The organism is Marivita sp. (assembly GCF_020055635.1).
GTDB lineage: Bacteria > Pseudomonadota > Alphaproteobacteria > Rhodobacterales > Rhodobacteraceae > Marivita.
On the sequence record NZ_JAIPUT010000005.1, the window covers coordinates 1 to 12,270 of the forward strand.

At 58.7% G+C, this 12,270-nt stretch carries 14 protein-coding genes; 13 read left to right on the forward strand and 1 reads right to left on the reverse strand.

Features of this window, described 5'->3' with window-relative positions:
• Window positions 1-967, reverse strand: a 967-nt coding sequence (locus tag LCF60_RS03915; protein ID WP_292289782.1) for a hypothetical protein, incomplete at its 3' end; no start/stop codon positions are given.
• Window positions 968-1,624: 657 nt separating this feature from the next.
• Between LCF60_RS03915 and LCF60_RS03920 the strand changes: the two genes are divergently transcribed.
• The 13 genes from LCF60_RS03920 to LCF60_RS03980 all read left to right on the forward strand — a co-directional run bounded on the left by LCF60_RS03920 (window position 1,625) and on the right by LCF60_RS03980 (window position 12,251).
• The gene (locus tag LCF60_RS03920; protein WP_292289784.1) at window positions 1,625-2,158 is read left to right on the forward strand and encodes a curli assembly protein CsgF; all 534 of its coding nucleotides are present in this window, start codon (window positions 1,625-1,627) and stop codon (window positions 2,156-2,158) included.
• 136 nt (window positions 2,159-2,294) lie between these two features.
• Window positions 2,295-3,284: a CsgG/HfaB family protein gene (locus LCF60_RS03925; RefSeq protein ID WP_292289786.1), complete on the forward strand. Its 990-nt coding sequence runs from the start codon at window positions 2,295-2,297 to the stop codon at window positions 3,282-3,284.
• Between the two features lie 128 nt (window positions 3,285-3,412).
• Window positions 3,413-3,880 carry a hypothetical protein gene (locus tag LCF60_RS03930; RefSeq protein ID WP_292289788.1) on the forward strand — a complete coding sequence of 156 codons (468 nt, stop codon included), beginning with the start codon at window positions 3,413-3,415 and terminating at the stop codon, window positions 3,878-3,880.
• A 39-nt stretch (window positions 3,881-3,919) separates the two neighbouring features.
• Complete coding sequence (locus LCF60_RS03935; protein ID WP_292289790.1) at window positions 3,920-4,621, forward strand: hypothetical protein; 702 nt, start codon at window positions 3,920-3,922, stop codon at window positions 4,619-4,621.
• An 80-nt stretch (window positions 4,622-4,701) separates the two neighbouring features.
• Window positions 4,702-5,025: a curli-like amyloid fiber formation chaperone CsgH gene (csgH, locus tag LCF60_RS03940; RefSeq protein WP_292289792.1), complete on the forward strand. Its 324-nt coding sequence runs from the start codon at window positions 4,702-4,704 to the stop codon at window positions 5,023-5,025.
• A gap of 8 nt (window positions 5,026-5,033) precedes the next feature.
• The gene (locus LCF60_RS03945; protein WP_292289794.1) at window positions 5,034-5,804 is read left to right on the forward strand and encodes an SH3 domain-containing protein; all 771 of its coding nucleotides are present in this window, start codon (window positions 5,034-5,036) and stop codon (window positions 5,802-5,804) included.
• A 66-nt stretch (window positions 5,805-5,870) separates the two neighbouring features.
• Window positions 5,871-6,533 carry a TetR/AcrR family transcriptional regulator gene (locus tag LCF60_RS03950; protein WP_292289796.1) on the forward strand — a complete coding sequence of 221 codons (663 nt, stop codon included), beginning with the start codon at window positions 5,871-5,873 and terminating at the stop codon, window positions 6,531-6,533.
• A gap of 156 nt (window positions 6,534-6,689) precedes the next feature.
• Window positions 6,690-7,544 (forward strand): ABC transporter ATP-binding protein, encoded by an 855-nt coding sequence (locus LCF60_RS03955; RefSeq protein WP_292289798.1) that lies wholly within the window; start codon window positions 6,690-6,692, stop codon window positions 7,542-7,544.
• 9 nt (window positions 7,545-7,553) lie between these two features.
• On the forward strand, window positions 7,554-8,327 hold the full coding sequence (locus tag LCF60_RS03960) for an ABC transporter permease (RefSeq protein ID WP_292289801.1): 774 nt from the start codon (window positions 7,554-7,556) through the stop codon (window positions 8,325-8,327).
• Window positions 8,328-8,369: 42 nt separating this feature from the next.
• Entirely contained in the window at window positions 8,370-9,395 is a 1,026-nt protein-coding gene (locus tag LCF60_RS03965; RefSeq protein WP_292289803.1) for an ABC transporter substrate-binding protein, read from the forward strand.
• Window positions 9,396-9,463: 68 nt separating this feature from the next.
• Window positions 9,464-10,927, forward strand: coding sequence for an amidohydrolase family protein (locus LCF60_RS03970; RefSeq protein ID WP_292289805.1), 1,464 nt, complete (start codon window positions 9,464-9,466; stop codon window positions 10,925-10,927).
• 14 nt (window positions 10,928-10,941) lie between these two features.
• On the forward strand, window positions 10,942-11,367 hold the full coding sequence (locus LCF60_RS03975) for a nuclear transport factor 2 family protein (protein WP_292289806.1): 426 nt from the start codon (window positions 10,942-10,944) through the stop codon (window positions 11,365-11,367).
• Window positions 11,364-12,251, forward strand: a complete 888-nt coding sequence (locus LCF60_RS03980) for a polysaccharide deacetylase family protein (protein ID WP_292289807.1) — start codon at window positions 11,364-11,366, stop codon at window positions 12,249-12,251. The genes LCF60_RS03975 and LCF60_RS03980 overlap by 4 nt, the downstream gene beginning before the upstream one ends.
• Window positions 12,252-12,270 lie beyond the last annotated feature (19 nt).

A 12,270-nucleotide genomic window follows, 5' to 3' on the forward strand; every position in this document is an offset into this window, starting at 1 on the left:
CGTCCTTAGTCGTCAACAGCATTCTGGTCATTGCTCTCACCACAATTGGCGACAGCTGCCTGCGCATGTCCCTCTTCAAGGTTCCGCGTGTCGGCACAGTGACCGTGAGCACCGTCATCGCCATCATGTTACCGTCGCCATTTTGCAGAAGACTGCGGTTGGGCGCGCCCGATGCGAGAGCCGCGCCGGAGAGCGTGCCATTGCCATTGTTGGAACCGCTAAATTCGAAGGTCGCGACGTTGTCGTTCCCGAATTGCTCGGCAGTCTGGAATTTGTTCCCGTTTCCGCCTCCCTGGGTCAGGGTGAAGCTGTTGGTTTCGCCGAGTTGATCGAGCAGCCAGAGACTCTGCCCTGCGTTGATCTGGGTGACCGTTGCGCTGTTCGACGTGCCTTCCTGCCAGACGCCCTGTTTTGCAAAGGCTGGATTGAACCCGTTGAAATCGCCAATGCCACTTTGTTGGAACTCACCACCCGATTGTGTCACCGTCAGGCTGTTGCCGGTGCCGGACGCGCCATTGCCCGTGTAAGTTTGCCGAACACGACTGACGCGCATATTGCCTGTCTGGACGATCGTTGCAGTGTTCGCGACATCGATGACCGGTGACGTCGCGCCATTCGAATTCTGCTGCACTTCAAATACGCGCGACCCGAAATCCTGCGTTACGTCGAGAAGGTTTCGATCGCCCAACTGGTCGACGCCAAGATTGTTCTGAGCGTAGTTGGAACCCGTGCCCACGCGTCCCTCTGCAGACTGTAGGATCACGAGTACATTGTCGTCGCCGTCCTGAGTCATGCGGCGCTGCGGGTTACTGTCACCAGCGCTTGCGTTCGAACCATTTTGTTCGATCAAAGCCGAGTTATCAGTTCCTATCTGATCAAGGAACGCGTCATTGCCATCGGCCAAGGCGGTCGTCATCGAAAGACCAAGTGCAGTGGTCGAGGTGAGAAGAAGTCTTGTAAGGTTCATTGGATCGTTCCCGGATTTGTTCGAATTGGCAGCTGTTTACGTTGCCCGCAAAAGGCCATTTGGTGGCCGAAGCGGCCCCATTACCGTGTTGGTAAAAAAGGGATTTTGGGTGATTTGATCTCTGGGCGAACTTGAGCGTTCGATTTCGCGTCAAGGTGCCACCGATCGGCGTCAGACTGTTAACAAGTTAAAGTGACACTCCTCCCGTTCATCACAACCCCGCCGTTAACTTTTCAGAACTCGCCACGAATTTCTACAGTCTTGGCTGTTTTTTGCCTGCTTGCGGCCATCTTTTTGACAATTTTCTTGCTTAAGTAGAGTCAAATCAAACGTCTACTTTCTTAGGATGTATAATTTGTGCTGACGCGTTTCCGCGTCAGCCACAGAACTGCTTCTGTGGGAGGATTGTTGTTTTTCGTTTGACGGTAGAGCAACTTGATTCGAAGTGGCCGGTTCGTGGTCGCCGTTTGCGCCGCTTCAAGCCTGTGATCTGAAAAGTTGCAGTTGCGAGATTTTTGGGCGCATGAGCCTGGCATCGACGCGCCTCAAGGGCAGGCGAGATGCCGCAAAGGACACACTTTCGAGTGTTGCCGGTAAGGCACTCCTGCAACCTTGCGATGCTGAGACTCCTGCGGCCGCCATCGAAATTCCTTGAAAATGAACCATTTTTTGAGCAGGAAGGCCAATGAGCGTCTTTTTGCCGAATGGGAGATCACCGTGAATTACAGGCCATCGAGGATAATGGCTGCAGGCCTTGTCGCCTGTATGTCGTGCATGTCGCCCGCGATGGCGCAGGATCTGAGCTTTCAGTTCCTAAATCCCAGCTTCGGCGGCAACCCTGGTTACAGCGGCCATCTGCTTTCGACCGCGAACGCCCAGCGTACGGCGACGGCACCAGAAAGAAACGACGACGTTTTTGGCGGGAATGCGGGGGGCGTCGATGATGCGCGCGATACTCGTGCCGACCTGTTCGTCCGGCAGTTGGAAGGCCGTTTGCTCTCGGCGCTTTCGGCGGAGGTGACGGCCGCGATCTTCGGCGACACGCCGCAGGACCAGGGCACGGTCGAATTCGGAGACACGACGATCACCTTCGACCGCTCCGCCGATGCGATAACACTGAACATCATCGACGCGCTTGACGGCACATCGACGACCATCACGGTTCCACAGCTGGTGACAACTGGCGGCTGACGCATCAACGCAAACCGCAGAATTAGACGGCGCTCACAGAAGTCCGCATGTAAAGGAAATCGAGTTGATAAATTCAACGCATCTGCCGCGAGCATTTGGAAAATCCGCACGGCTCCTGCTTGCTCTGGGGCTCTCGATGGCCATTTCAGCCTGTGCGAGGAACGATCAATTCTACGAAGGCCCGAATCCGGCCAGCGTTGGAAACCTCACGGCGCAGAACCTTGCGTTGCGCGAGGTTGCTCCTCCTGTAAATCGCGTGGTGGTGTCCGTATACCGTTTTCCGGACCTGACCGGCCAATACAAGGAGCGGGATCTTGTTCAGTCGCTGTCGCGGGCCGTGCCACAGGCCGGCGCGCCGCTTCTGATCAAGGCTCTCCAGGATGCAGGCCATGGCCGTTGGTTCACCGTGCTCGACCGCGAAAGCCTTCAGGATGTCGTTCAGGAGCGCCAGATTGTCGAGCGGATGCGTGAACAGTATCGCGGCGAAAGTCCGGTGAACCCATCTGTGCTTGGACCATTGATGCATGCCGGGATTATCGTCACCGGTGGCATTATCGGATACGATTCCAATCTTCAGACCGGCGGTGCGGGTGCGCGATTCCTTGGCATCGGTGCCAATACGGAATGGAAATACGATATCGTCAGCGTCAGCTTGCGGGCGGTCTCAACCGAAACGGGTGAAGTTCTTGCCAGCGTCGTGGCGCGCAAGCCGCTTGCGTCGATCAAGGGGCAGGGGGACGTGTTCCGTTTCGTCGAGTTGGACAAGCTACTCGAAGCCGAGGTCGGCATTGCCACTAACGAACCTCGTCAAATCGCAGTTCAGCAGGCTGTGGAAAAAGCGGTCATGGGGCTGATCGCTGAAGGCGCTTCACGGGGCATCTGGCATTTCAAGAACAGCGAAGATCAGGCCCGCTTCGTCGCAGGCTATCGCAGCCAGCTGTTCAACGGCGATGTCCCCCGCGATGTCGTCAGCCCGCGTCCCGACACCGAACAAGCGGCGAACATACCTCAGACACTGCCGTACAGGCGTGCTGCTGCTGCGCCGGTTCGGATGCGACAAAACACGCCCGAGCCGTCTCCGCCGAACCCGCCGCCGCCCGCGGCGCCAAACGAGGTTCTCGGGTAGCGGAAGCGACCTTCGCCGCATCCATTCCGGATGTGGATGGAGGTCACTCAACCGTGCCTTTGCTGCCGTTTTTTTGCCATTCCTGGATGCTGTCTTGAAAGGGACGAGTGCAGCTACAGGAGGCAAGAATGCGCATCGGTTTTTTTGTCCAAATATTCGCGCTATCCGTTGTGTCGGGTGCAGCCATGCCCCCGACACCGGTTGCAAGCTCCGAAAGCGACGAAAACACGCTTTTTCTCAGGGGCGACACGACAGAAGCCCAAGTGACGGTCTGGCAATCTCCGCAAGCGCGCAACAGCGCAGCCCTCATTCTGAACGGAGCGGATGCATTGAGTGATCGTCCGACCTGGTTGCGCGAAACCTCGTCCACCCTGCGCCCAAACGCGCTGATGCAGCTTGGCGAGGGGCATCTCCTGGACATCACCATCACAGGTAAGGACAACCAGGTCGCCGTGACGCAATCTGGCATGACCGGGACCGCCACGATCAATGTTTCGGGTCGACTTAATATGACGGCCATTCAACAATTTGGTCGCGGTGATACTGTCTCTGTAAGGCAGTCCGGTTCTGCAAACACAGTGGCGATTTCACAATAGCCGTGCTAGGCAGGACGTGTATTGATTGGAGTTCGCACCATGAAGAACCTTTTTGAAAAATCCCCATTCGCCGCGCTTGTTCTGGCGGCCACGTTCTTTTCCGGCACGACATTTGCCGGAAGCGGGAATTCAGTGCTCGTTGAGCAAATCGCCACGAGTGCGGGGGGGAGCAATACGCTGATCATTGATCAGAGCGCCGCAAGCAACTCGACTGTTGGTGGTATCTCTCTGGATCGAGAGCTTGAGCTTGACCTGTCGGAACTTGGCCCAGTCGACCTGAACACGTTTGCCACAACTCTCGGGCAAGCATCCTCTGTAGCGCTCTCGGAGAACCTGCTCACCATCTCGGGTGGAGGCGCGAAGGCAACACAAAGAGGTGCCGGAAACACTGCGTCGATTGCCCTGAAAGGTGATGGTGGGAAGGCCGGTCTTGAGCAATTCGGAAATGACAACAGGGCGACCATCCTCGTGAACGAGGCGGCTCTGGGTGTCATCGTTCAAGAAGGAAACCAGAATACGGGCGTCTTGTCGGTTTCTGATCTCGGTGCAAGTGGCGAACTGATCCAACTCGGCAATGGAAACATGACGGAACTGGAGGTCAGCGGCGTGCAGGACGCGAACGTTTCATACACTGTACAGGGCAATGGTGTAACCACCTCCATCCCGGCAAGCGTCGTCAGTAACGTCAATGGACAGATCACCATCGTCCAAAGCCAATTCACCACGTTCCAGTCGCCGTGATGCGTGTGGGGTGGGATCGCATTTCACCGAGCTTGCGGTGGCTTGTTGCGGGCAGTCTTGTTGCGTGTGCGACCAACGCCATGGCCGGCCCGGTTGCGACGGGTCAAATTGAGATAACTCCGACCGAAACGGGAATGACCGTTTCTGCTTACGTCCGAGGCCTGTCTGACGACAGCGTAACCGTGGGGGCGAGCCTTGTCGTCGTAAAGACGGACGTGAACGGCAATATGCGCACGCAACAGTCCAGAACGCTGGAAATATCCAAAGGACAGACATTGCGTGTCGCACAGGCAGGGATATCGGTGGGGTCGGAAGGCGTCGTCGACATCGAAGTGATGGTTCGACACGATGATACCGTAATTCACAGCATAACCCACAGCATCCAACAAAAAGTCAGCGACTAACTCTGAGAATGAATTCCCATATGACACCTCCTCTGCGTCTCCCACGCTTTTCCCTTGCCGCAATCGTCCTTCTTGCTTCAGCCATCGGGGCTGACGAAGCGCATGCCCAGACCGAAGAAGAATTGGTGCAGGCGTTCTCGGGTGACTGGATCGTGGTGGATTCAAAATTCACGACCGACTCATCACCTTGTCGCATCCGGCTCGAAGAGGCTTCCAGCATCGATCCGGGCTGGCGCCAGAGCGATATCGGCGCCAATTGCGCAGCCTCCATCCTGCCGCGTTCTTTGTGGCGCATTGAAGAGGGAAAGATCCTCTTGCGATCGCCGGACGGTGAGCCACTGGCCGAACTTGGAGGAGAGCCCACGCGTCTCACAGGGGATTTCTTTGGCGATCCCGATGCGATCATTCTTGAACGCGAGGCAGGAAGCGGGGCCAAGGCAGATCTGGTCAAGGCCATATCACGCCACAGGTGTTATTTCCTTGGTTACACCGATACCTGTGCTCAAAGTACCGCGACCCAGGCCCCGGATCTTGCCGAAGGTCCGAGCAATATCGATGTCTTGGTAGACTTGAATGTTCGAAGTCAACCCCGCCGAGAGGCAGCCACCATCGGTGCGGTTCCCGCAGGATCCGAAGTGATGGTCAATCTCTGCTTTTCCACGTCCGACGGCATCTGGTGCCGCGCCCAATTCGGTGAACAGTCGGGGTGGATGGCAAAATCGGCCATAAGACAGGGTGAATGGCCGGTTCTGACCTTCGTGAATTCAAGCGAGTCCTGATGGATCCGGCTCCTTTCCGAAGGTCATGAGGGTTGACAGGGTGTCGCCCGCTGCTAGCGCTGTAGCATGCGAAAGTCACTTTCCAGCGCGACGCCTGTCCGAACGCGGGATCCGGAACGAACCAAAGGGCAGATTCTCGAAGCTGCTCTGAGTGAGTTCGCAAGCAACGGGTTCGATGGCGCGAAAGTTCACCAGATCGCGCAGAGGGCCGGTTGCAATGCGCGGTTGATCTACCATTATTTCGAAAGCAAGGAACGTCTGTATACGGCGGCCTTGAGCAGGATCTATTCTGAAATCCGCGCCCGCGAAGACGAACTTCATCTCGATACGCTTCCTCCGGAACACGCTATCAAACGACTGACCGAGACGACTTTCGATTTCTTCGAAAGCAATACGGCCTTTCTGGCGATCACGCGAAGCGAGAACCTACTGGGTGGGCGCTTCATCGCCCAGGTGCCCGAGATCCAGAAGATGTCCACACCGTTTCTCGACAAGATCTCGGATGTGCTGACGCGCGGCCATGCGGAGGGCGCATTCCGGGAAGGGCTCGACCCGTTGCAACTCTATGTCAGCATCGTTGCGCTGAGCGCGCATCACATCAACGCCAGTCACACCTTATCGGCCACCTTCGGCTGCGACGTATCCGGCAAGGAGTGGCGGCAGCACCGTCGCCGGCATGTGGTGGAAATGATCCGAAGCGCAGTGACGGCTGTCGAATCGACACTCTAGGGGCCCATCGCCAAGAGATTGTATACCTCTGCATATGCGGCATTCTTGCTCAGGACGGGGAAAAGTCGCCCGATTATGAGGCAGTCCCAAAATAATTCAATTTTCATTTACTTAACCGTTTTCAACTTTCGGCACGGCTGCTGCTAGTGCTGCGGCATGAACATGTCAGCCTCCATACCCGCTCCCGCACCGCCGCAGGCAAAAGCCGCAGGCGTCCATCCCAGACCGGCGCTGGAATTGCAGGACGCCTCTGTGGTCTTCGGAACCGGAGACACGGCAGTCACGGCCTTGTCGCCCACCAGCATCCGGATGGATCGCGGCGATTTCCTTGCCTTGGTCGGCCCCTCGGGCTGTGGCAAATCCACCATCCTCAAACTGGTGAGCAACCTGATCCAGCCAAGTTCGGGCCTGGTTCTGGTCGGCGGGAAAGAAGCCAGGGCCAAGGAACTGCGCATCGGCATGGCATTCCAGAACCCGACCATGCTGCCCTGGTTGACGATCGAGCGGAACATCATGATGCCGCTCAAGATCGTTTCGCCGTTCAAGCAGACCTATCGCAAGGACAAGACCGGGGCGTTCCGCGACCGTGTGCATGCGCTGCTCAAGCAGGTCGGGCTTCAGGGCTTCGCCAATCATTACCCGTGGCAATTGTCCGGCGGCATGTTGCAGCGGTCGAACCTGTGTCGCGCGCTGATCCACGAGCCTGACCTGCTCTTGCTGGACGAGCCGTTCGGCGCACTGGATCAGTTCACCCGCGAAGAGCTGTGGCAGATCATGCAGGATCTTTACCTCGACCGGAAGCCAACTGTCCTGCTGGTCACCCACGATCTGCGCGAGGCGGGGTATCTGGCCAACCGCATCTGCGTGATGAGCGCGCGTCCCGGGCGCATCATCTCGGACGAGCCGGTGACCATCCCGCAGCCGCGCGAGATCGGCATGATCTACAGCCCGGAATTCGTCGAAATGACCCAAGGCCTGCGCGAGCTGATCGCGCAAGTCCGAAGCACGTAAGGACGTCCCATGACCGACTCTCAACGCATCCGTCTGCTGTCGACGTCGCTGATCATCGGCTTTTTCCTGATGTGGGAATTGCTGTGCATCATTCTGAACGTGTCTGACCTCGTTCTGCCGCGCCCGTCGGAAATCCTGGTGACCATGTGGACGCGGTTCCCGGTTTTGTGGCCGCATATCCTTCAAACGCTGTATTCGACGCTGTTCGGGTTCTCGCTTGGGGTGATGATCGGTGTGACGCTGGGGGTGATCGTCGGCACGTCGAAGATCGCCTATGCGGTGGCTTATCCCCTGCTTGTCGGGTTCTCGTCGATCCCCAAGGTCGCGGTCGTTCCGATCTTCGTGCTCTGGTTCGGGTCGGGCACCACGCCCGCGGTGCTGACCGCGATGGTGATCTGCGTCTTCCCGATCGTGGTGAACATCGCCACAGGGCTCGCGACGACGGAACCGGAACTGGAAGACGTGCTCAAGACGCTGGGTGCGTCCAAGACCGAGATTCTCTGGAATGTCGGTCTGCCCCGCGCGATGCCGTATTTCTTTGCCTCGCTCAAGGTCGCGATCACGCTGTCTTTCGTCGGCGCGGTGCTGTCGGAAACCGTGGCGTCGAACATGGGCATCGGCAACGTCATGATGACCGCCTCATCCAATTTCCAGGTCTCTCTGGTCTTTGCCGGCTTGATTATCCTCGCTCTGATGGGGGTCGCGCTTTACGCCGTGTTCTCCATGCTGGAACGCCGGGTAACGGGATGGGCGACGCGCGGCAATGACATCGCCATCACCTGAAAACAATCCCTCAACGTCCCTCCAATCAAAAAGGATGACCTCATGAAACATTCCCTGTTCGGTGCTGCCTTCGCCTTGTTGGCCGGAGCCGCACCCGCATTGGCGGAAATGACCGATATCCGCTTCACTCTTGGCTGGAAGACCCAAGGATCCGACGCACCTTTCCTGCTGGCCCTGAACAAGGGGTATTTCGAGGAAGAGGGCCTGAACGTCACCATCGATCAGGGCGAAGGATCAGCCGCGACCGTGACGCGCATCATGGGCGGTGCCTATGACGCAGGCTTTGGCGACATCAACGCGATCATCCAGAACGCCGCCGCCCGTCCGGGCGAGGCACCGGTGATGGTCTACCAGTTGTGGAACCGCCCGCCCTTTGCCATCGTGACACCCAAGACCGCAGGCATTGAATCGCCAGCCGATTTCGAGGGCAAGACGCTGGGCGGTGCGCAAGGCACGCCGACGACCCGCCTGTTTCCGGTCTTTGCCGAACTGAACGGCATCGACCTCGAGAAGGTCGCGCAGGAAAACATGGCACCGAACCTGCAAGAACCGATGATGATCCGCGGTGACATCGACGGTGCTTTCGTGTTCACCTCGACGAGCTGGTTCAATCTGATCGCCAACCGACAGGACCCGGCCAATGACTACAACTGGTTCAACTTCGAAGACTATGGCATGGATCTTTATTCCAACGGGCTGATGGTGTCGCGCGCGATGCTGGCGGAAAACCCCGAGGCTGTGGCTGGTCTGGTCCGCGCGGTGAACAAGGCTACGATGGAAGTCGCGGCCAACCAGGACAGTTCGGTCGAGGCGATCATGGCTTTCGACAACCTTGTCGATCCCGAGCTCGAACGCGCCCGGCTTGAGTTTGCGTTGACCAACCTGATGAACGCGCCTGAAGTGACCGAGATCGGCATGGGCGATCTGGTGGATGAACGCCTGACCCGGTCAATCGAGATCGTCGCCAAGGGCTATGGCCTCGATCGTCTGCCCGAAGCGTCGGAGATCTTTGACCGGTCGTTCCTGCCGCCGATGGACACGCGCACCTTCGAAGTGACGCTGAACTAAGCCATGCAAGCCACATGCGCCAGGGCCCCCGCTTTGGCGCATGTTTTCTGTCTGGGGATCGCGGACGAATGACCAAGACTTTGATCCAGGGCGCGCAGGTTCTTGTCGAGAACGACAGCTTTGCCGATGTGTCGCTGTTGATCGAGGGCGACCGGATCGCGGCCTTCCTGCCAAAGGGCGAAACGGTCACCGATGCCAAACCGATGGATGCGAGCGGACGCATCATCATCCCCGGCCTCGTCAACGGGCACACCCATTCGCACGGAGCCCTGGCGCGCGGCGGTGTGCCGGACGATGCCATTCTCGAAACCTTCCTGTCCGGGTCCGCTTGGTTGAACCTTGGCCGCAGCCATGACGATCTGGCGCTCTGTGCCCAATTGTCTGCAGTCGAGTTGATCCGAAAAGGCTGCACCGCCTGTTTCGATCTGTTCATCGAGCTGCCCGGTCCCACAGTCGAGGGCACACATGCGGTGGCCCATGCCTATCATGACGTCGGCCTGCGGGCGGTCGTGGCGCCGATGATCGCGGACCAGACGATCTATCAGGCGTTGCCGGGGCTGCTGGACAGTTTTGATGGCCCGTTGAGAAACGCGGTTGCGGCGATGACCCTGCCCGATTGGGACAGCACGATGGCGATTTGCGGCGAGGCGCTGCGCAACTGGCCGGTGCCCATGGATCGCGTGCGTCCCGGTATCGGCCCGACGATCCCGCTGCATTGCTCTGATCCGTTCCTACAGCGTTGCGCGCACCTGTCGGCAGATATCGACATCCCGCTACAGACGCATCTGGCCGAAACGCGGTTGCAACAGGTGATGGCACAGCGGAAATTCGGAACGTCGCTGACCGAACACCTATCAGCGCTTGGCATCCTGTCGCCCCGTTTCAGTGGCGCGCACGGGGTCTGGTTGTCCGACCCTGAAATGGCGCTGCTGGCGGGGGCCGAAGCCGGGATTTCGCACAACCCGATGAGCAACCTGCGCCTCGGATCAGGCATTGCGCCGCTGCGCCGTCTGACTGATGCGGGGGTGCAAACGGGCATCGGCACCGATGCCAGCAACACGTCGGACGGGCAGAACATGTTCGAGGCGATGCGTCTTGCCGCGACGCTCAGCCGCGCGCAGACCATCGACACCGCGCAGTGGGTGCGCACGACAGAGGCGTTCGATATGGCGACGCAGGGCAGTGCCCGGTTGCTGGGGTTCGACAAACTGGGTCAGATCGCGACAGGCTGGGCCGCCGATCTGGTGTTCCTGGATCAAACCTATTGCCACTACACGCCGCAGCGCGCGACCCTGGATCAGATCGTTCTGGCCGAAACCGGGGCGGCCGTGCGCGAGGTGATGATCGCGGGGCAGATGGTCTTTGCCGAGGACCGTATCCTGACGCTGGACGAAACGGCCCTGCGCCAACGCGCCCTTGCCGCAGCCGAGCGCATCACCCATGCCAATGCCGACGCCCGCATGATGAACGCGGCGGCTGCCGAAGTCGTCAAGGGCTTCTGCCATCGCCATTGCTCTGCCAACCTGCCCTGAAGAACGAGGATATCATGGACCAGAAAACCGATCCGGCGACCGCCGCCAAAGCCATTGTCGAAGCCTATCTGGAACGGTCAATGGTTCCCGATCCCGAAGGTGCGCGGGCCTATGTCGCACAGGATTTCGAGATCACCTTCACGGGGGGGCGAAAGTTCACCGGCCCGGACCAGACCGCCGCCTTCAACGCCAAGCGCTACAAGTGGGTCAAGAAGAGGTTCCTACGCACGGATGCCGCCTATGATGCCTCGACAGGGGATGTGCATGTCTACAACACCGGCTATCTTTACGGCGCATGGCATGACGGCACGACCTTTGAAACAAACCGGTACATGGACAGCTTTGTCGTGCGGAACGGCAAGATCGTCAGCACCCATGTCTGGAATGACAGCGCAGAAATTCTGCTGGACAAGGCAGGCTTGGCCGAGGCTCCTTTATGATCGAATTGCCGACCCACGACCGGTACGACTACAGCGCCATCACGGAGAGACCCGACTACGAGTGGCCGGGTGGCAAACGGCTTGCGGTTTATGTCGGTCTCAACCTCGAACATTTCGCCTTTGGCGAAGGGCTGGGCGCAGAGCTTGCACCGGGCGGGCCGCAGCCGGATGTCCTGAACTATGCCTGGCGCGATTATGGCAACCGTGTCGGGGCGTGGCGCATGCTGGACATGTTCAACGCATTTGATCTGCCTGTCAGCGTCCTCGCCAATTCGGTGATGTACGATTATGCGCCCGACCTCATGGCGGCATTCAGCGCGCGAGGGGACGAGATTGTCGGTCATGGTCGCACCAATTCGGAACGTCAAAGCGTATTGTCGCCCGAGGAGGAGGAAACTCTGATCCACGAGGCCACCGATGTTCTGACCAAGGCAGAAGGCAAGGCGCCGAAAGGCTGGCTGTCACCCTGGATCGCGGAAAGCAGGGTCACACCGGACCTGCTCAGAAAAGCAGGCTACACCTATACACTCAACTGGTGCATGGACGACCAACCGATCTGGATGCGCACGGAACACGGACCGCTTTTGTCGATCCCGTACCCGCAAGAGGCCAACGACATTCCCTCCATCGTCGCGCGCAAGGACGGTGCCGCCACGTTCGCCGACATGATCATCGACAATTTCGACGAGATGCTCGAGCAATCACGGGCGCAACCCCTGGTGATGGGGATCGCCCTTCACCCCTATCTTGTCGGTCAACCTTACCGTCTCCGTCACCTCCGACGGGCCCTGACGCATATCTGTCAACACCGCGAGGAGATCTGGATCACCCAGGCCGGTTCGATTCACGATGCCTTTGCCCGCATGGACGACGGACCTGTCTGAAGTCGGCGTCTTGCCCGGG

Coding starts and splice junctions, on each gene's coding strand:
- LCF60_RS03920 (WP_292289784.1), top strand. CDS start 1,625: ATGAACCATTTTTTGAGCAGGAAGGCCAATGAGCGTCTTTTTGCCGAA.
- LCF60_RS03975 (WP_292289806.1), top strand. CDS start 10,942: ATGGACCAGAAAACCGATCCGGCGACCGCCGCCAAAGCCATTGTCGAA.
- LCF60_RS03945 (WP_292289794.1), top strand. CDS start 5,034: ATGAATTCCCATATGACACCTCCTCTGCGTCTCCCACGCTTTTCCCTT.
- LCF60_RS03960 (WP_292289801.1), top strand. CDS start 7,554: ATGACCGACTCTCAACGCATCCGTCTGCTGTCGACGTCGCTGATCATC.
- LCF60_RS03965 (WP_292289803.1), top strand. CDS start 8,370: ATGAAACATTCCCTGTTCGGTGCTGCCTTCGCCTTGTTGGCCGGAGCC.
- LCF60_RS03950 (WP_292289796.1), top strand. CDS start 5,871: ATGCGAAAGTCACTTTCCAGCGCGACGCCTGTCCGAACGCGGGATCCG.
- LCF60_RS03955 (WP_292289798.1), top strand. CDS start 6,690: ATGAACATGTCAGCCTCCATACCCGCTCCCGCACCGCCGCAGGCAAAA.
- LCF60_RS03930 (WP_292289788.1), top strand. CDS start 3,413: ATGCGCATCGGTTTTTTTGTCCAAATATTCGCGCTATCCGTTGTGTCG.
- LCF60_RS03935 (WP_292289790.1), top strand. CDS start 3,920: ATGAAGAACCTTTTTGAAAAATCCCCATTCGCCGCGCTTGTTCTGGCG.
- LCF60_RS03925 (WP_292289786.1), top strand. CDS start 2,295: ATGGCCATTTCAGCCTGTGCGAGGAACGATCAATTCTACGAAGGCCCG.
- LCF60_RS03970 (WP_292289805.1), top strand. CDS start 9,464: ATGACCAAGACTTTGATCCAGGGCGCGCAGGTTCTTGTCGAGAACGAC.
- csgH (WP_292289792.1), top strand. CDS start 4,702: ATGGCCGGCCCGGTTGCGACGGGTCAAATTGAGATAACTCCGACCGAA.
- LCF60_RS03980 (WP_292289807.1), top strand. CDS start 11,364: ATGATCGAATTGCCGACCCACGACCGGTACGACTACAGCGCCATCACG.